This is a genomic window from Blattabacterium clevelandi (assembly GCF_003268615.1).
GTDB lineage: Bacteria > Bacteroidota > Bacteroidia > Flavobacteriales > Blattabacteriaceae > Blattabacterium > Blattabacterium clevelandi.
Genome location: NZ_CP029844.1, coordinates 1 through 20,590 on the forward strand (window position 1 = coordinate 1; position 20,590 = coordinate 20,590).

At 24.6% G+C, this 20,590-nt stretch carries 16 protein-coding genes and 1 other RNA gene; 12 read left to right on the forward strand and 5 right to left on the reverse strand.

Features of this window, described 5'->3' with window-relative positions; translation table 11 throughout:
- The 5 genes from DM817_RS00005 to rodA are packed head-to-tail and all read left to right on the forward strand — an operon-like array spanning position 1 to position 5,523.
- The gene (locus tag DM817_RS00005) at positions 1–1,038 is read left to right on the forward strand and encodes a rod shape-determining protein (RefSeq protein ID WP_113738045.1); all 1,038 of its coding nucleotides are present in this window, start codon (positions 1–3) and stop codon (positions 1,036–1,038) included.
- Positions 1,039–1,057: 19 nt separating this feature from the next.
- A complete protein-coding gene (gene mreC / locus DM817_RS00010; RefSeq protein WP_113738046.1) occupies positions 1,058–1,885 on the forward strand; it encodes a rod shape-determining protein MreC in 828 nt (275 codons plus the stop codon).
- The gene (locus DM817_RS00015) at positions 1,882–2,397 is read left to right on the forward strand and encodes a hypothetical protein (protein ID WP_113738047.1); all 516 of its coding nucleotides are present in this window, start codon (positions 1,882–1,884) and stop codon (positions 2,395–2,397) included. The genes mreC and DM817_RS00015 overlap by 4 nt, the downstream gene beginning before the upstream one ends.
- Positions 2,394–4,298, forward strand: a complete 1,905-nt coding sequence (mrdA, locus tag DM817_RS00020) for a penicillin-binding protein 2 (RefSeq protein ID WP_113738048.1) — start codon at positions 2,394–2,396, stop codon at positions 4,296–4,298. Before DM817_RS00015 ends, mrdA begins: the two co-directional genes overlap by 4 nt.
- Complete coding sequence (gene rodA, locus DM817_RS00025; protein WP_113738049.1) at positions 4,282–5,523, forward strand: rod shape-determining protein RodA; 1,242 nt, start codon at positions 4,282–4,284, stop codon at positions 5,521–5,523. Before mrdA ends, rodA begins: the two co-directional genes overlap by 17 nt.
- A gap of 22 nt (positions 5,524–5,545) precedes the next feature.
- On the opposite strand, the gene DM817_RS00030 is transcribed toward rodA, so the two are convergent.
- On the reverse strand, positions 5,546–6,397 hold the full coding sequence (locus tag DM817_RS00030) for a YitT family protein (protein ID WP_113738050.1): 852 nt from the start codon (positions 6,395–6,397) through the stop codon (positions 5,546–5,548).
- A gap of 36 nt (positions 6,398–6,433) precedes the next feature.
- On the opposite strand from DM817_RS00030, the gene ssrA reads away from it, so the two are divergent.
- Positions 6,434–6,831: a transfer-messenger RNA gene (ssrA, locus tag DM817_RS00035) on the forward strand.
- A 61-nt stretch (positions 6,832–6,892) separates the two neighbouring features.
- Positions 6,893–8,560: an apolipoprotein N-acyltransferase gene (gene lnt / locus DM817_RS00040; RefSeq protein ID WP_113738530.1), complete on the forward strand. Its 1,668-nt coding sequence runs from the start codon at positions 6,893–6,895 to the stop codon at positions 8,558–8,560.
- A 7-nt stretch (positions 8,561–8,567) separates the two neighbouring features.
- On the opposite strand, the gene DM817_RS00045 is transcribed toward lnt, so the two are convergent.
- On the reverse strand, positions 8,568–10,112 hold the full coding sequence (locus DM817_RS00045) for an NAD(P)H-hydrate dehydratase (protein WP_113738051.1): 1,545 nt from the start codon (positions 10,110–10,112) through the stop codon (positions 8,568–8,570).
- Between the two features lie 62 nt (positions 10,113–10,174).
- Here DM817_RS00045 and DM817_RS00050 point away from each other — a divergent pair, with 62 nt between their 5' ends.
- Complete coding sequence (locus DM817_RS00050) at positions 10,175–11,380, forward strand: dihydrolipoamide acetyltransferase family protein (protein ID WP_113738052.1); 1,206 nt, start codon at positions 10,175–10,177, stop codon at positions 11,378–11,380.
- Positions 11,377–11,868, forward strand: a complete 492-nt coding sequence (locus tag DM817_RS00055) for an inorganic diphosphatase (RefSeq protein ID WP_113738531.1) — start codon at positions 11,377–11,379, stop codon at positions 11,866–11,868. The genes DM817_RS00050 and DM817_RS00055 overlap by 4 nt, the downstream gene beginning before the upstream one ends.
- Here the strand turns inward: DM817_RS00055 and aspS are convergent.
- Genes aspS through nusA form a run of 3 tightly spaced genes read right to left on the reverse strand, consistent with a single transcriptional unit; the run spans position 11,865 to position 17,573 of the window.
- Positions 11,865–13,607, reverse strand: a complete 1,743-nt coding sequence (aspS, locus tag DM817_RS00060; protein WP_113738532.1) for an aspartate--tRNA ligase — start codon at positions 13,605–13,607, stop codon at positions 11,865–11,867. The genes DM817_RS00055 and aspS overlap by 4 nt on opposite strands.
- 1 nt (position 13,608) lies before the next feature.
- Positions 13,609–16,275 carry a translation initiation factor IF-2 gene (gene infB, locus DM817_RS00065; RefSeq protein WP_113738053.1) on the reverse strand — a complete coding sequence of 889 codons (2,667 nt, stop codon included), beginning with the start codon at positions 16,273–16,275 and terminating at the stop codon, positions 13,609–13,611.
- Positions 16,276–16,316: 41 nt separating this feature from the next.
- Positions 16,317–17,573, reverse strand: coding sequence for a transcription termination factor NusA (gene nusA, locus DM817_RS00070; RefSeq protein WP_113738533.1), 1,257 nt, complete (start codon positions 17,571–17,573; stop codon positions 16,317–16,319).
- A gap of 173 nt (positions 17,574–17,746) precedes the next feature.
- Here nusA and DM817_RS00075 point away from each other — a divergent pair, with 173 nt between their 5' ends.
- Genes DM817_RS00075 through DM817_RS00085 form a run of 3 tightly spaced genes read left to right on the forward strand, consistent with a single transcriptional unit; the run spans position 17,747 to position 20,539 of the window.
- On the forward strand, positions 17,747–19,006 hold the full coding sequence (locus tag DM817_RS00075) for a mechanosensitive ion channel family protein (RefSeq protein ID WP_235610876.1): 1,260 nt from the start codon (positions 17,747–17,749) through the stop codon (positions 19,004–19,006).
- 12 nt (positions 19,007–19,018) lie between these two features.
- Positions 19,019–19,762 carry a pyridoxine 5'-phosphate synthase gene (locus tag DM817_RS00080; protein WP_113738055.1) on the forward strand — a complete coding sequence of 248 codons (744 nt, stop codon included), beginning with the start codon at positions 19,019–19,021 and terminating at the stop codon, positions 19,760–19,762.
- 3 nt (positions 19,763–19,765) lie between these two features.
- A complete protein-coding gene (locus tag DM817_RS00085; protein ID WP_113738056.1) occupies positions 19,766–20,539 on the forward strand; it encodes an alpha/beta fold hydrolase in 774 nt (257 codons plus the stop codon).
- Positions 20,540–20,590 lie beyond the last annotated feature (51 nt).

Below are 20,590 nucleotides of genomic sequence, written 5' to 3' on the forward strand. Positions count from 1 at the left end.
ATGGGTTTAGTTGATTTGATAAATAATTTATTTAATCAAGAAATTGCTATAGATCTAGGGACAGCTAATACTCTTATCATGCATAACAATAAGGTTATTGTAGATTTACCTTCAATAATAGCTATAGATGTTAGAACTAAAAAAGTATTAGCTGTAGGAGAAGAAGCAAAAAAAATGCAAGGAAAAACACATGATAATATTAAAATATATAAACCATTAAAAGATGGAGTTATTGCAGATTATCAAGTTGCAGAACTTATGATAAGAGAATTTATAAAAAAAGTTCCTGGTATCAATAAAAAATTTTTTACTCCATCATTAACTATGGTGATTTGTATACCGTCCGGAATAACAGAAGTAGAAAAAAGAGCCGTAAAAGATTCTGCACAACATCTTAATGCAAAAGAAGTATATTTGATTGAAGAACCCATGGCAGCCGCAATTGGTTCTGGAATATCGGTAACTAAAGCTGAAGGAAATATGATTATTGATATTGGTGGAGGTACTACAGAATGTGGAGTAATAGCTCTAGGTGGAATTGTTTGCCAAAAATCTATTAAAATTGCTGGAGATGTTTTTACTAATGATATAGCTTATTTTCTTAGAACTAAATACAATTTATATATTGGAGAAAGAACGGCAGAAAAAATTAAAATAGACATTGGAGCAGCTGCAGAATCTATTGATAATCCACCAGAAAATATTCGTATACAAGGAAGAGATTTACCTACAGGAAAACCTAAAGAAATGAATCTTTCTTATAAAGAAACTATTCCTGCACTTGATAAATCTATTCTACGTATTGAAGATGCGGTTATGGAAACTCTTTCTAGTACTCCACCAGAACTTGCTGCAGATATTTATAAAACGGGTATATATATGGCTGGAGGGGGATCTCTTTTAAGAGGTTTAGATAGAAGAATCTCTAAAAAAACGGGGCTTTCTGTTTCTTTAGTGGAAGACCCTTTGAGAGCGGTAGTAAAAGGAACAGGTGTTGCTTTGAAAAATATTGATAAATTTACATTTTTAATGAAATAATGAAATATAGAATATTATTATGCGTGATTTTTTTTTAAAATGGCGTTTTTTTATTTTATTTATTTTATTAGAATCTACAGCACTTTTTCTCTCTTTTTCAAAAAATAATTTTCATAAAAATATTGATACTGGTTCTTCTAATTTTATTATTGGTAATATTTATGAATCTATTTATAGATTACGTCATTATTTTTTTTTAGATATTGAAAATGAAAAACTTATAAATGAAAATGTAAAATTACGTCATTTTCTTATATCCTCTAAAATAAAAAAAATTACTAAAGATTTTAAAAAAAAAAATATCGATTATTTACAACAATATATTTATACACCTGTAAAAATTATAAATAACAGTATATATGAACAGGAGAATTATATAACTATTAATAAAGGAAGTTTAGATGGAATTAAAACAGATATGGGGATAATATTATCTTATGGAATAGCTGGAATCATTATAAAAACTTCACCACATTTTAGTATAGCTATTTCTCTTTTAAATCCAAAAATTAAAGTTAATGCTAGATTAAGAAAAAATAAATATTTTGGAACGGTAAGTTGGGATGGGGTTGACCATGAATATATTGTTTTGTACGATATTCCTAGACATTCTATTTTTTATAAAGGAGAAATAGTAGAAACAGATGGAAAATCTTCAACTTTTCCTGAAGGGATCCCGATTGGTAGAGTTACTTGTTATAAATTCGATGAAAAATATGCAAATTATGTAATAAAAGTAAAACTTTTTGAAAATTTTTCTACATTAGAAAATGCTTATGTTGTGAAAAATTTATTCAAAAAAGAATGGAATAATATTCAACTTTATAAAGTTGAACATCAACAATGAATTTTATTTTTATTAGAATATTTTTCATATATGTTTTTTATATTTTTTTTCTTTTTTTAATTCAAATATCGATATTGAATCCTATATTTTTTGGATGGTATACTTATATTTATATACTTTTTGTATTAACATATCCATATCGTGGAAATAAATCTATATTTTTGTGTTTATCTTTTATAATTGGATGGATTATAGATAATTGTATGAACACTGGAGGAAATCATGCTTTTTCTACTACTTTTTCTGCTTTTTTTCGATTAAAATTACTTCAATTTTTTGACGGTAAAAATTTTCTAATAAGAAGTGATTTTTCTATTTATGAATTACCATTTATTCGAAAAATACTTTATATATTTTCATTAGTTTTTGCTCATCATTTTTCATTATTTATGTTAGAAGTATTTAAAGTTTCTTTTTTTAGTAAAATTATTTTATTGAAAACTATATTTAGCAGTATTTTGACAACAATTTTATGTATTGTATATTTTTTTTTTAGAAAAATTAAAAATTGAAAAAATTATATATATTTTATATTTTATTAAGTTCTATAGGTTTAATTTTTATAATTAGATTATTCTATTTACAAATATATACTGAAAAGTATATTTTAAATGCATTTAATACATCTATAAAACAAGAAATTATTATTCCTGAAAGGGGCTCTATTTTTGATAGAAATAATAATTTATTAGTATTTAATCAGTCTATTTATGAATTAATAGTAGTCCCCATGTTAATAGATGAAAATTTTAATATCATAGAATTCTGTAATCTTCTAGGAATAAAAAAAGATACTTTTCATAAAAATTTAAATAAAGCAAAAGCTTATTCTAAATATTTACCTTCTGTTTTTCTTCCTTTTATTTCAAAGGAAAAATTCGCTACTATACAAGAGAAACTTTATAAATATAAAGGATTTGATTGGACTAAACGGTCTCTTAGAGATTATAAAGTAGAAAGTTCCGCTAATATTTTAGGATATATAGGGGAGGTAAATCAAAAAAATATTAAGAAAGAATCTAATTATTATCAAATGGGCGATTTTATAGGATGGGCCGGAGTAGAAAAATCTTATGAAAAAATATTAAGGGGTAAAAAAGGAATAAAATATTGGATTAAAGATAGAAATGGATGTATTATAGAAAGTTATAATAATAAAAAAAATAATGTAAAATCTATTAGTGGAAATGATATTTCTTTAACTATCGATTGGAATCTTCAAAAATATGCAGAACAATTGATGTATCAAAAAAAAGGTGGGATAGTAGCTATTAATCCTAAAAATGGAGAAATATTATCTTTAGTATCCAGTCCTATTAATAATCCTAATTTATTCGTAGGGATACATCGTTCTAAAGAATTTAAAAGGTTAATTACAAATACAATAGATTATCCATTATTTGATAGAACGACACAAGCACGTTATCCCCCTGCGTCTCCATTTAAATTGTTAACAGAATTAGCAGGTCTTCAAATGGGTGTTGTAAATACAAAAACCCATTTTATATGTTATAATGGATTTAAGTTTGGAAAAAAAAAAATTCATTGTCATTCTGGGTATCATAGATTTCCAATAGGGATAGAAACTGCTGTAGCTGTATCTTGTAATAATTACTTTGCACAAGTTTATAAACGTGTAATTGAAAAATATCCAAAAAATATAACGAAAAGTGTGAATGAATGGTGTGACATTATTAAAAGTTTTGGATTTGGAAATTATTTGTATAATGATTTAGCTACTGGAGAAAAAGGAATGATTCCATCTGGAGATTATTACAATAAAAAATATGGATATTCTAAATGGAATGCTCTTACCATTATTTCAAATAGTATTGGACAAGGAGAAATTAATGTAACTCCTATTCAATTAGCTAATATGGTTTGTGCTATAGCAAATAAAGGTTTTTTTTATACTCCACATATTGTAAAATATATTAATCATCAACCTATTTCTAATTCAAACTATACTTTTGCTAAATATACTAAAGTAAAAAGTAAGTATTTTGATTACATTATTCATGGTATGGAAAAAGTTTTTGCAATTGGAACTGGAAAAAATTTTAAATCTTCATATATTAGAATGGCTGGGAAAACAGGAACTGCACAAAATTTTATTAAAATTAATCATAATACTATTACTCTTCCTGATCACTCTGTTTTTATTTTATTTGCTCCAGTAGAAGATCCTAAAATAGCTATTTCAGTTATCATAGAAAATGGAGGATTTGGATCTCGTTGGGCTGGACCTATAGCTAGTCTTATTGCAGAAAAATATATTAATAATAATGTATATAGAAAAAATCTTGAGAAAAAAATAATGACTTCAGGATTAAAAATAGTATACGATTCTATAGCAAAGATGAAAGGTTATAATAAAAAAAATACAAAATATTCTATTGATAAAAAGAAATAAAATATTATTGGTCAATATTGATTGGTGGATTGTAATAATTTATATTTTCATGATTTTTTTTGGATGTATGAACCTATGTTCTGTTTCTTATGAAAAAGCAGAAAAACAATTTATATGGATTATATTGAGTTTTATTTTCATATTTATAGTTTTTTTATTTAAACCAATACATTATAAATATTTTTCTCCATTCTTTTTTTTATTTACGTTATTTCTTTTGATCGGAGTATTTTTTTTTGGTAAAAATATAAATGGATCAAAATCTTGGTATGTTTTTGGTCCTATTAGTTTTCAACCTTCTGAATTATCTAAAATATCGACTTCTTTGATGATAGCTCGTATTATGAGTCAAGAAAATATTCAAAAAAATAAAAATACATTATTATATATATCTATAATAGTAATATTACCCACATTATTAATATTTTTTCAACCTGATCCAGGTACTTCTATAGTTTTTTCTTCATTTATTCTAACTTTTTATAGAGAAGGATTATCTGTATTTTTTATATTTTATATATTATTTTTAGTTTTTTTATTCGTTATTTCGTTAAATATTTCACCTTGGATCATTGTATTCTTTCTTTTTTTTATTTTTCTACTTATTTTTTTTTTAAAAAAAAAAAAAACCATAAATAATTTATTATTTTATATTTTTTTCTTTATCATTTTTTCTACTTTTGTTTTTGTATCTCCATTTTTTTATAAAAAATTATTGAAAAAACATCATAGAGATAGGATTAATATTCTATTTAAAAACGAATTTGATAGAAAATATAGAGAAAATATAGGATATAATCTTTTATATTCCAAAACTGCTATTGGATCTGGAAAATTTTTTGGGAAAGGATATCAAAAAGGGACCATTACAAAAGGAAAATTTGTTCCTGAACAACATACAGATTATATTTTTTGTACTGTAGGAGAAGAATGGGGATTTATAGGAAGTGTAATTTTAATTATATTTTATTTATGGTTTATTAGTCGTATTTATTTTTTATCTGAAAGACAAAAAGATCTTTTTGGAAGAATTTTTGGATATTCTGTAGGAAATATTTTTTTTATCCATATTATCCTAAATTTAGGAATGGTGATGGGTTTATTTCCAACAATAGGAATTGTTTTCCCATTTTTTAGTTATGGAGGATCTTCTATTTGGTCTTTTACTGTTTTACTATTTATTTTTATTCGATTAGATTCTTCAGATCAAACTAGTTTGATCTAAAATAGATAATATGAAATTCATATTAATGAAAAGGTCTTTTTTTTACCATACCTCCTTGCGTATTTTTTATATTTTGTGTAATAACAAAAGCTTTAGAATCTATTTTTTCTATTTCTATTTTAAGTTTATTTATTTCTAAACGAGTGACTATTGTATATATAATATTCAATTTTTTCATGTTATATCCACTTTTTCCATTATAAATGGTTACTCCAAATCCCATATTTTTAATCATCTGATGTATTTTTTTTGATTTATCAGTTATAATAGTAACACTAGTATATTCTTCTATTCCATCTATAACAAAATCAATAGTTTTAGCTGCTACTAAATAACTTAATATTGAATAAAATGCTGACTCTATTGATAAATAAAAAGAAGATATTAAAAAAATGGAAATATTAATTAATATGATAATATCACTTACAGAAAAATAAGTTATTTTTCTACTTACATAAATAGCGAATACTTCAGTTCCATCTAAAACTCCTCCTCCCCTAATAGTTAATCCTATTCCTGAACCTATAAAAAATCCTCCAAAAATAGAAGCTAACATCTTATCTTTTGTTAAAATTGGAAAATTAATAGTTATTAAAACTAATGATAATAAAAACATAGAAATCAAAGTTTTGATAGCAAAATCATGTCCTATATGTTTATATCCTAAAATAATAAAAGGAAAATTCAAAAAAATTAATAAAAATTGTAATTTTAATGGAGTTAACATATTTAACAGTAAAGAAATCCCCATTATTCCTCCATCTATAAAAGAATTTGGAATCAGAAAACTTTCTAATCCAAAAGCAACACTGTTTATCCCTAAAAAAATTTGTAGTATATATTTAAGATTTTTCAAAAAATTTGTATATTTCATTAGAATTTTTTTTTGATTAAAATTATTAAATAAATAGGGGCTGATTTTGGAATAGACAGCAAGATTATTTATGAAGGATAGCATACCGTGTCACGTAAGGTATTACACGTAAATAAAGCGTTACAAATATATAAATGGCGAAAAACAATACGCTTTTGCTGCTTAATGAAATATCATTATAGCTTAATCTGTAAGATACAGAAGTAAAATATCTCTCAGGAATTTTTCTTATAGTTTCTGATATAGAGGTACTCAAAATATAAGGATTAGAAAACGGATGATTCTCAAATTTTCTAATTATAATTTTGGAATCTAGGATTTTATTTTGGATCCAAAGTCCGATTTTAATCTGAAAAAATAAGCTTTGGATAAGTATGTAGAATTCCTTTATATTACTTGTTTGGACACGGGTTCGAATCCCGTCAGCTCCACTTTTTATACAAAAAAAAATTTATTTTTGAATTGCATTATAAATTATTATTTATAGAAAAAAAAATGTATTTTTTTTTCTATAGTATACTTTCTGGAATTTTATTGGGATTAGGATGGCCTACTAATGGTAATCCTTTATTTTTATTCATAGCTTTTATTCCTTTATTATACATAGAAGAATGTTTGAGTAATTATTTATTCTATTCTAAAAAAATTATTTTTTTCATTTTTATATTTTCTTTTCTTAGTTTTTTAATATGGAATGCTATTTCTACATGGTGGTTATCTTATGCAAAGAGACCTAATGGGGATTTTGCTATAGAAGCTTATTTAATTCCTATGCTTTTAAATGCTTTTTTTATGTCAATAGTATTTATTTTTTATTCATGGATAAAAAAAAGTGTAGACAATAAAAAAATAGGATATCTATTCTTAATTTGTATATGGATATCATTTGAAAAAATGCATTTAGAATGGGAATTATCTTGGCCTTGGTTAAATTTAGGAAATGGATTTTCTAATCATATAGATTGGATTCAATGGTATGAATATACGGGGTCATTAGGGGGTAGCATCTGGATATGGAGTGTTAATATAGGATTAATGAATTCTATTATAGAATATCAAAAAAACAATAATCAACTAAATTTATACAAAAATATTTTTATCAATGTAGGAAAAATATTTTTATTAATTTTTATTTCAAACTATATATACTTGAAATATGAAGAAAAAAAAGATGGATCTGTAGAAGTCTTCATTTTACAACCTAATATTGATCCATATTATCAGAAGTATAAAATTTCTACGGATAAATTAATTTTTCAATTGAAAAAATTAATGGATAAAAAAATATCTTTTGAAAAAAAGACATTTATTATAGCTCCAGAAACAGTTTTACCTGGAAAAGGTAAAAAAATTTCTATGGACAATATCGAAAAAGATAGAACTATTTCAATATTTAGAAATTATCTCAGTAGATTTTATCCAAAAACCGTATTTATTACAGGAGTAGAATTATATGCTTTATATCATCAATGGAATAGAAGTAAAACTTCTACTCCCATTTTTTTGGAATCTAAACACAATATACGATGGTTAGATCTATTTAATTCTATAATTCAAATTGGTGTATCTGAAAATATAAAAATTCATCATAAATCAAAACTAGTACCAGCTGTAGAAACTCTTCCTTATAAAAAAATTCTTTTCCCTATATTGGGGGATATTTTACTTAATTTTGGAGGAAGTGTAATGGAACATGGAAAATCGAAAGATCCTTTTTCCGATATATTTATACATCCTAATTTTGGAATTAAAGTAGTTCCTATTATTTGCTATGAATCTATTTTTGGAGAATACGTATCTAAATTTATTAAAAAAAATAATGCAGATTTTATAATAATAATAACTAATGATGGATGGTGGGGTAGATCACAAGGTTACAAACAACACCTTTCTTATGCTCGTCTTAGAGCAATTGAAAATAGAAAGTATATAGCTAGATCTTCCAATACCGGAGTATCTTGTTTTATTAATGAAAAAGGAGAAATAATTTCTTCTATTCCTTATGGAAAAAAAGGAATATTATCCGATAAAGTTAGCATTAATAGAAGGAAGACATTTTATACAAAAAATGGAGATTATCTAGCTAAGATAAGTTTATTAACAGTAATAATAATTTTTATTTATACCACAATATTTCGTTTTTATATAAAAAATAAGATTTGAATATTTATTATTTTTGATACATTTTTATTTTTTGATAAGATTTTCCTATATAATTTATAATATCTTCCGCTATTATAGATTCTTCATTTTTTTCTATTGAAGCTATATCTCCTGCTAAACCATGTAAGTATACACCCATAATACAAGATTGTTTGGGGGTATATCCTTGAGCTAATAAACCTGTAATCATTCCACTTAATACATCCCCACTTCCTGCGGTAGCCATTCCTGGATTTCCAGTGCTATTAAAATAAAGATTTCCATTAGGAGTTGAAATAACTGTATGTGCTCCTTTTAATACAATATAAATTTTATATTTTTTAGAAAATTTTTTTAATAAGTCTAATTTTTGATAATCATTTTTCCATGGACCACATAATCTTCTAAATTCTTTTGGATGTGGAGTAAAAATAGTTTTTTCTGGTATAAAATTGATTATTTTGAATTGATTAGATAATATATTTATAGCATCCGCATCTATGACCATAGGGATTTTATTTTTTTTATTTTTTAAAAAGAAAGATTCTAATGCATATGCAGTTATAGTTTTTCCCCCCATTCCCATTCCTATACCTATCGCATTTACATGAATATTAATAGGGATATTACTTATAAATTGATCTTCTAAATCTGTATTTATAATAGCTTCTGGTATTAGAATTTGTAAAATTTGATATCCACAACGTGGTACATATACACTCAATTTTCCAATACCAATTCGAAAACTTGCTTTTGCAGAAAGAGCTATAGATCCAATCATTCCATGATATCCTCCAATCAGTAGTCCATGACCATAGTTCCCTTTATGAGAAAATTTTTTTCTTTTTTTATATATGGATTTAATCAAAATATCATCGATATAAAAATTCTTTACATACATTTCATTTGTATAGGATTCTTTATATCCAATATTTAATAAATGCCATTTTCCAATATAGTTAGCATAATCTGATAAAAAAAAAGGTAATTTAGGACTTTGAAAAGTTAATGTATGAGTCGCTTTTATAATTCCTTCAAAATTATTTTTATTTTTTTCCATAAAAAGACCAGATGGAAGATCTATAGAAATAACGGATATAAATTTATTTTCATTATTAATATAATGAAAAAAAGATTTCCAATATTTTTTTATAGGTCTATTCAATCCTATTCCAAAAATTGCATCAATAAGTAGGCTATTTTTATTATCTAAAAAAATAGGAAAATCTTCTCCCTCATGAATAGTTTTCAATTCTATTCCTCCATACTTTAGGATTTTATTTTTATTAATGATAAATTCTGGAGAAAAATGATTAGAAATATTCAGAATATATATAGTGATTACCGTACTCCCATATTGTTGATATAACATTCTTGCTAAGGAAAGGCCATCTCCTCCATTTTTTCCATTTCCTGCTAATAATATAATTTTTTTAAGATTACGATAATTATGAATAATCCAATTCAAACAACTTTTAGCCGATCTTTCTATTAATTCTATAGAAGAAATATTTTCGTGATCAATACAATATTGATCTATTTTTTTAATTTGATTTAACGAAAGAATTTTCATTTTTTGAAATGAATTTATTATTTTTGATTAAGCAAAAATAATATATAAAACGATAAATTTAGATGGCTGAGTATAATTTAATTCTTCCATCCATGGGTGAAAGTATAGTTGAGGCTACTATCATTCGGTGGTTAAAAAAAGAAGGAGATTATATCAAAGAAGAAGATTTATTAGTGGAAATTTCTACGGATAAAGTAGATTCTGAAATTACTTCTCCAGTAAATGGAATACTGAAAAAAAAATTATTTTCTACAAATGAGGTAGCTAAAGTAGGAAGTCCTATAGCAATTCTAGAAATAGAAGATAAAGAAATTTATCTAGAAAATAGAACACGATTTTATTCCCCTTTTATACGTACCATTGCTAAAAAAGAAGGGATTAGTTTATATGAATTAGAATCTATAGAAGGAACTGGAAAAAAAGGAAGAATTAATAAAAATGATATTATAAAATATATTAGAAATAAAAAAGAAAATAAAATAGTTAATAAAAATGATACTATTTTATCTTCTACTTGTTGTCTCATAAATAATAATCAGCAGAGTAATGAAAATAAAAACGAAACCATAGTAGAAATGGATAGAATTCGTAAAATAACTTCATCTCATATGGTTTATAGTAAAAAAATATCTGCTCATGTAACATCTTTTGTAGAAGCAGATGTTACAAATATCGTTAAATGGAGAGATAAAATGAAGGATATTTTTAAGAAAAATACAGGAGAAAAATTGACTTTGATGTCTATATTTGTAGAATGTGTAGTGAAAGCTATCAAAGATTATCCTATGATCAATATATCTGTGAATGGAACTAATATTATAAAAAAAAAAAATATTCATATAGGATTAGCTACAGCATTACCTAATGGTAATCTCATTGTTCCTGTGATTAAAAATGCAGATTCTTATAGTTTGGGGGGATTAATCAAAATTATCAATAATTTAATAAAAAGAGCTAAATCTAATCAATTAAAACCTGAAGAAACTAAAGGTGGCACCTATACCATTAGTAATATAGGAAGTTTTGGAAATCTATTTGGAACTCCTATTATACATCAACCTCAAGTAGCTATTATGGGAATAGGATTAATACAAAAAAAATTATCTGTTATAGAAAAACCAGAAGGAGATTTTATTGGGATAAGACATAAGATTTATTTATCTCATTCTTATGATCATCGTGTAATAGATGGTGTACTCGGAGGTGGATTTGTTAAAAAAGTTGCCTTATATTTAGAAGAATATAAATGTTATACAAAAATAATATGAAAATAAATTTTGATGTATTGATAGAAATACCTAAAGGAAGTAGAAATAAATATGAGTTTGATAAAAAAAATAATTTAATTCGATTAGATAGGGTATTGTATTCTCCTATGAGTTATCCAACAGATTATGGTTTTATTCCAAAAACCCTTTCAAAAGATGGGGACCCATTAGACGTTTTAGTTTTTTTAACTGAACCAACTATTCCAGGATGTTTGATCAGAGTTAAACCAATTGGTATTTTTTTTATGACTGATGAAAATGGAGAAGATGAAAAAATTATTTCTGTTCCTATTTCAGATCCAAATTATAATATAATTAACGATATTGATGAAATTTCTTTTCATGCTAAAAAAGAAATTGAACATTTTTTTCTAGTATATAAAGATTTAGAAAATAAGAAAGTGATAATAGGTGATTGGAAAAATAAAGATATAGCAATTTCTATTTATAAAGAATCTTATTTAAGATATAAGAATCATAAAAACTAATGTGTATTTTTTGATATATTCAATTCTTTTAACTTTTTTTCTTTTAAAAAAGATGGAGAATTAACCATAATATCTTTTCCAGAATTGTTTTTTGGAAAAGCAATGAAATCTTTTATATTCCCTTTTCCTTCCAAAATAGATAATAATCTATCTAATCCAAATGCGATTCCTCCATGAGGAGGGGCACCATATTCAAGAGCTTTAATTAAAAATCCAAATTCAGATTTTATTTCTTTTATGGATAATCCTAAATGTTTGAAAATTAAATTTTGTATTTTTTTATCATGAATACGTATAGATCCACCACCTATTTCCACACCATTAATAATTAAATCATAGGATTTGGAACGAATATCACCTGGAAATTTTTCCAACAAATGGATATCTTCTTTTTTTGGACTAGTAAAAGGATGATGAAAAGACCTATATCTTTGGATTTTTTCATTCCACTCTAAAAGAGGTAAATCTATAATCCATAAAGGTTTAAATATTTGATAATTTTTTAGAAAATTTAAGCAATTTGATATATCTATACGTAATTTATTAAGTTTTATTTTATTTTGTATTTTTTTTGAAAAAAAAATAAATAATAAATCACCAGGATGAGAATCTATATTTTTGATAATTTTTACTAAATTTTCTCTAGTAAATAATTTTTTTTTTGAAGAAATAAATGTTTTATTAGGAAAAAATTTTACCCAAAAAATTTCTTGATCTTCTATTTTTGATTGTTTAATCGATTTTATTATTGAATAAATTTGATCATATGTATAATGACTGCATTTTAGTACGTTAATCACTATGATGAATTTTTTTTTTTGAAAATATTCAAATTTATTTTTTGGAATAAAATCATTGATATCCAAAATTTTTATTAAAAAACGTAGATCAGGGGTTTCAGTTCCATATTTTTTTATCGCATCAGAATAAGTAATACAAGTAAAAGGTTCTAATTGAATATTTTTTATTTTTTTGAATATATATTGAATAAAATATTCAAAAAAAAGTAGTATATCATTAACCTCTACAAAGGCCATTTCACAATCTATTTGTGTAAATTCAATTTGACGATCAGAACGAGAATCTTCATCTCGGAAACATTTTACAATTTGAAAATATTTATCTATTCCTCCTATCATCAATAATTGTTTGAATAATTGAGGAGATTGAGGTAAAGAATAAAATTGACCGGAATGAATTCTAGAAGGGACGACAAAACTCCTAGCTCCTTCTGGAGTATGGTTTATCAATAAAGGAGTTTCTATTTCTATGAATCCATTTTTAGAAAGAAAATTTCTTATTTCTATAGATATCTGATGACGAAGTATCAAATTATTTTTGATCGGATTTCTTCGGATGTCAAGATATCTATATTTCATACGACATTCTTCATCTCCATCTGTTTTATCTTCTATAATAAAAGGGGGGATAATAGATGGATTCAATATTTCTAGTTTAGAAACTAAAATTTCTATTTCTCCTGTAGATATATTGAAATTTTTAGATTTTTTTTTTACTACTTTTCCATTAACTTTAATGAGAAATTCTTTTCCTAAATTAAAGTTTTTGTGTATTAAATTTTTTGAAAAAATAAGTTGTATGATTCCAAAATAATCTCTAATGTCTATAAAAATCAAGGATCCTAAATTTCTTATTTTTTGAATCCACCCAGATAAAACCACTTCTTTACCAATATCTTTTTGACATAATTCTCCGCAATTATGTGTTCGGTAAAGCATATTAATTTTTTTTATTATTATTAGTAGATAATTCTTCATAAACCTCAACGATATCTCCATGTCTAATATTATGATAATCTTTGATTCCTAACCCACATTCATAACCTTTAGATACTTCTTTTACATCTTCTTTAAAACGTTTTAAGGAAGTTAATTCACCATTTTGGAATATAACTATTCCATCTCTAATTAATCTTACTTTTCCTTGACGTAATAATTTTCCTTCTATTACCATGCATCCAGCTATATTTCCAGTTTTTGAAATTTTAAAAATTTCTCTTATTTCTGCATTTCCTAATATTTTTTCTCTTATTTCAGGAGATAACATTCCATCCATAGCTTCTTGAAGATCATTAATAATATTGTAGATAATTGAATAAGTACGTATTTCTATATCTTCTTTTTTTGCTATATTTTTAGATCCATTATTTGGACGAACATTAAATCCTATTATAACGGCATCTGAAGCACTTGCCAATAATACATCGGATTCTGTAATTTGTCCTACTCCTTTATAGATAATATTCACCATAATTGTATTTGTAGATAATTTTTGTAATGAATCCGAAATAGCTTCTACAGAGCCATCAACATCACCTTTAAGAATTATTTTTAATTCTTTAAAATCTCCTAAGGCTATCCTTCTTCCTATTTCATCTAATGTTAGATGTTTTTGAGATCGTATATTTTGTTCTCTTTGTAATTGCTCTCTTCTTGAAGCGAGTTGTTTTGCTAGTTTTTCATCTTTAAAAACTTTAAATTTATCCCCAGCAGTAGGTGCTCCATTTAATCCTAGTATAGTAATTGGTTTGGAAGGACCTGCTGAATGAATAGATTTTCCACGTTCATCTAAAATATTTTTTACTTTTCCATGATTAATTCCTGCTAATACATAATCTCCTACTTTTAATGTTCCACTTTGCAAAAGCATGGTGGTTATATAGCCTCTACCTTTATCTAAAGAAGCTTCTATCACTGTTCCGACAGCAGGTTTATTTGGATTTGATTTTAAATCTAATAATTCTGATAATAAAAGTACTTTTTCCAATAATTTATCCACTCCAGTTCCTAATTTTGCGGATATTTCTTGAGACGGATATTTTCCTCCCCATTCTTCTACTAAGAAATTTAAATTAGCTAATTGTTCTCGAATTTTATCAGATTTTGCATTTGGTTTATCCATTTTATTGAATACAAATATCATAGGAACATTAGCCGCTTGGGCATGACTAATAGCTTCTTTTGTTTGAGGCATGACTTGATCATCTCCTGCAATCACTATGATCGCGATATCTGTAACTTGTGCTCCTCTTGCACGCATAGCTGTAAATGCTTCATGCCCTGGAGTATCTAAAAAAGTAATACTATGATTATTAGAACATTCTACACTATAGGCTGCTATATGTTGAGTAATTCCACCAGATTCACCTGCAATTACATTAGTATTTCTAATATGATCCAATAAAGATGTTTTTCCATGATCTACATGTCCCATTATAGTAATAATAGGAGGTCTAGGTTTTAAATTTTCTTCTAAATCTTTATCATCTTGAATCACTTCTTCTAAATCTAATCCTACAAATTCTACATTATATCCAAATTCATCTGTCACTAGTGTTATTATTTCTGCATCTAGTCTTTGATTCATAGTAACCATAAGTCCTAAAGACATACAAGACATAATTACATCTGTTGCATTGACGTTCATCATAGATGATAATTCATTTACAGTTGTAAATTCAGCTATTTTAAGTATTTTTTCTTTTTTTTCATTGTCTATTTCATTTTGAAGAATTCTTTTTTCTTTTTTGTATTGACGTTTTTCTTTTCTAATTTTTGAAGCTTTTGATTTTATCCCTTTCGAAGAAAGTTTTTCTAAAGTTTCTTTAATTTGTTTTTCAATTTGATCTTTTGTAATTACAGATTTTTGTGAATTTTTTTTATTTTTTGATTTTTCAATCTTTTTATAAGATGAATGGGTTAAATAAATTTTTCTTTCTTTTTCCTGTTTTTTCTTTACAGGAATATTTTTTATATCTTCAACAAAAATTTCTTTTTTAATTCTTTTTCGTCTTTTTTTAATTTGATCTTCTAGTCTTATTCTTTTTTTTTCAAATTGAGATAAATCAATCCTATCTCCTGTTAACATAACTCCATCTAATTTTTGATAGATAGTATCTATATGTTCAGGTTTTTTATCTTTATTCTGAATAGATTTATTATAAAAAGAATCTTGTTTTTTATCTATTTCTCTAATTTTTTTATTATTATAATCTTTTTTATAGGAATCCTTTTTTTTTTCTGTAAAAAATTCTTTTTTTCCATGTTTTTTTTCTAGTGTATCTATATTTATTTTTCCTATTTTTTTAAAACCAATTAAATTTTCTGATTTTGCACGAATGATTTGAGGAGAATATTTTGATTTTAGTAATTCTTCTTTTATTTTCTTTTTTTCTATTTTTTTTTGCAAAAAAACTTTTTCAGAAGCATCTCGTATTTCTTTATAAGTTTTAAATTCTCGTACAATAAATTTGTATATTTTTTCTTCTATTTTTGCATTAGGATTATTTTCTATTTTAATTCCTTTTTTTTTCAAAAAATTAACGACTCTTTTTAAGGAAATATTAAATTTAGTCAATACGTTTTTTAATCTGATTTTATCAGTCATAATAATAAAAATAAAGATAAAAATTATTTATCTATAAAAAATTAGGTATTTATATTATTTAATTCCTCTTCAAATTCTTTTTTTAGAATAAAAATTACTTTTTTAATAATTTTTTCTTCAAGATTAGTTCTTTTACTGAGATCGTTATTTCTATAATTTAAAATAGATTTTGCTGTATTTAAACCCACTTGATGGAATTTTTCAATAACTTCTGGTTCTATTTCATCAGAAAATTCCGTTAATTCTACATCATCTTCATAAGGATAATCTCTAAATATATGAATTTTATATCCAGTTAATTGACTGGCTAATCGTATATTTTGACCACCTCTACCAATAGCTTTGGATATTTCTTCTAATTTTACATATACATTTACATATTTTTGTTCTTCATTTACTTCCATCATAGAAATTTTAGCTGGGCTTAATGCTCTTGTTATATACAATTGTATATTGGTAGTATAATTAATAACATCTATATTTTCGTTTTTTAATTCTCTAACAATAGGATGAATTCTAGATCCTTTCATTCCTACACAAGCTCCAACAGGATCTATACGGTCATCATAAGATTCTACGGAAACTTTAGCTTTTTCTCCTGGAATACGTGCTACTTTTTTGACAGTAATTAATCCTTCAGATACTTCTGGAATTTCTAATTTAAAAAGTTCTTCTAAAAAAGATTCGTCTTTTCTGGTCAAAACGGCAAAAGGTTTACTATCTTTCCAATCTACTTTTTTGACCAATACTTTAACAGGATCCCCTTTACGAAAAAAATCATTTGGAATTTGTTCTTGTTTAGGTAGAACCATTTCATTTTGTTCATCATCTTTCATTATAATTTGTTTAGGTAAAATATGATATACTTCTACATTAATAATTTCTCCTATTTTACTTTTAATTTTTTTATAGGTATTAGTATTATCATATTCATTTATTTTTGAAAGTAAATTTTGTCTTAGAGATAAAATGGCTCTCCTCCCTATAGATTTCAATTCTACTTTTTCGGTTACTTCTTCTCCAATTTCAAAATCCATTTCTATTTTACGGGCTGTAGATAATTCTATTTCTTGATTTGGATCTTTTACAGTTCCATTTTTAACAACTATACGATTTCTCCAAATTTCTAAATCTCCTTGATCTGGATTAACAATAATATCGTAATTTTTAGAAGAATCATATTTTTTTTTTAATACACATCTTATAGATTCTTCTAGTATGGCCATTAAACTTACTCTATCTATGTTTTTTTCATATTTAAAATCTGAAAAAGAATCTATTAAAGCTTCATTATCCATAATTTTTAAATTTAAAAATTGAATCAAAATTTTTTATCTTTTATCTTTTATAACGTAATTCAATATCTATTATATTCTTCAATATACTAAGAAAGGATAAAATTTATTGAAAATTACTTATACTAAGTTAATTTGAATAATAGAGAGATTTATCTATATTTTTAAAAATTATTATGGAAATATTAGAAATATTTAATATTCAATATAAATGGATTTTTTATGAATTTACTCCAAATTTTTTTTTAAAAAAATGGGGTAGTATAGCCTTGATCATAATTTGTAAAATATTTTTATTTACTTGTTTATTAATTACTTTGGAATTTATTTTTAATAGGGTAGTTCGTTTGATAGGTAGAAGAATTATAAGTTCTACTCACTTTATTTGGGATAATATATTATATGAAAATAAAGTTTTTGATAGTTTAGCACATTTTTTTCCATTATCAATTGGATTTATTTTAATCAACCCAGTTTTTAAAAACTATCCTAAAATTATTCTATATCTAGAAAAAATATTTGATATATTATTTGTATTGATAATTTTACAATTTTTGATTAGAGTAGTTAATTCAATTATGAGAATTTATACTAGTGAAAATAGTCATCAAACCATTGCAGTCCGTTCTTTTTCACAATTATTAAAAATAATATCGGTTATGTTTTGTGTTTTGGTAATTATTTCTATTTTAACAAAAAATGATCTTATTACTGTTCTTACTAGTTTAGGAGCAATAACTGCTATTGTTATACTAGTTTTTAGGGATACAATCCTAGGATTTGTATCTGGAGTACAGATGGCTTCTACTAAAATGATCAAAGTAGGAGATTGGATAGGAATACATAAATATAGTATAGAAGGTACTGTAATAGAAATAAATTTAACTTCTGCAAAAATAGAAAATTTTGATAAAACTATTACAAGTGTTCCTACTTATGATCTTATATCTACTGCAGTAACTAATTTTGAGGTAATGCGTAAAAAAAATATACGTAGAATCAAAAGATCTATTTTATTTAGCATACAATCATTTCAGTTTTGTAATTCAGAAAGTTTAGAAAAATTCCAAAATTTTTATTTAATAAAAAATTATATTCATAGAAAACAAAAAGAAATAGAAATTTTTAATAAAGATCAAAATATTGATCTTAATATAGATATTAATGGAAGAAAATTAACTAACATTGGTATTTTTCGTCAATATGCATTATCTTATTTACATCAACACCCTAAAATATCTCAATCAGAAACTTTGATGGTAAGACACTTAAATCCTACACCTTATGGTCTTCCTGTCGAATTATATTGTTTTACGAATACTTCTGAATCTATAAAATATGAACAAATACAAGCTAGTGTTTTTGATCACTTATTAACAGCTTCTAAAGAATTTAGTTTAAAAGTTACACAAGTAACTACAAATATTTCTCCTTAAAATTAAATTAATATGGTCAAATTAAGTGTGAATTTAAATAAAATAGCAACATTAAGAAATTCAAGAGGAGGAAACATTCCAAATATTTTACAAGTAGCCATAGATATTCAGAAATTTGGGGCAAATGGGATTACTATTCATCCACGTCCTGATGAAAGGCATATATCCTATAAGGATGTTTATGATATAAAATCTATTATTACAACTGAATTAAACATTGAAGGGAATCCTATCAATAAATTCATGAAATTAGTATTGGATATTTTACCAAATCAAGTGACATTAGTACCTGATTTAGAAAATGTAATAACATCAAATTCCGGATGGAATACAATTCTTTATCAAGATTTTTTAACTGAAAAAATTAATAAGTTGAAAGATCATGGAATTCGTACTTCTATATTTTTAGATCCAAATCCAAAATTAGTTTCATATGCGGCTAATACAGGTGCTGATCGAATAGAGTTATATACTGAAAATTTTGCGATAGGATACGCCAATAAAAAATGGAATTGTATTCATCCTTATATTATTACAGCAAAAGAAGCTATGAATCATCATTTATTAGTTAATGCTGGACATGATTTAAATTTAGAAAATATTTCTTTTTTAATTGAAAAAATTCCAAATATCGAAGAAGTATCTATAGGTCATTCTTTGATTAGCGATTCTCTTTATATGGGATTAGAAAATACCATTCAAACTTATTTAAAAAAAATTTATAAATCTTGTAAAAAAAAGTCAATAATAGAGTAAAATATGATTTTACATTCTAAAATTTTGGGAAATGGATTCCCAATATTAGTTTTTCATGGATTATTTGGTAATGGAGAAAATTGGATATCTTTTGCAAAAAAAATTTCTAAAAAATATCAAGTTCATTTACTTGATATTAGAAATCATGGAAAAAGTTTTTTTTCAAAAAAAATGGATTATGATCTTATATCAAAAGATATTTTAGAATATATTCGTCATTATAATTTATTTCAAACAATATTGATAGGTCATTCTATTGGAGGTAGGGCTGTTATGAAATTTTCCCTCAATTATCCATTGATTCCTAAAAAAATTATAATTGTGGATATTAGTCCTAAGGCCTATTCTTCTAAATATTATAAAAATATTATTCAAATATTAAAAAGTGTAAATTTTAATGTTATTCAAACAAGAAAAGATCTTGATTTTTTTTTAAAACCATTTATTCAAAATGTAGAAGTACGATCATTTTTTTCCAAATGCACTTACAGAAAAAAAAATGGTAAATTATCTTTTTGCTTTTTTTTATTTGGAATTGAAAAAAATTATTATTCCTTAATTCATCAGGAAATTAAAGATGGTTGTTATAAAAATCCTGTACTTTTTTTACGTGGGGAATATTCTGATTACATTCTTCCTGAAGATTTTATTTTTATCAAAAAATTATTTCCAAAAGCAAAAATTATGACAGTTAATAAATCTAAACATTGGGTACATATAGATAATCCTATAGATTTTTATAAAAAAGTATCTGATTTTTTAAACGAAAAAACATAAATCTTATTTAGGTATTTTTTTAAAAAAATTACATAATTTCTAAATTTGAAA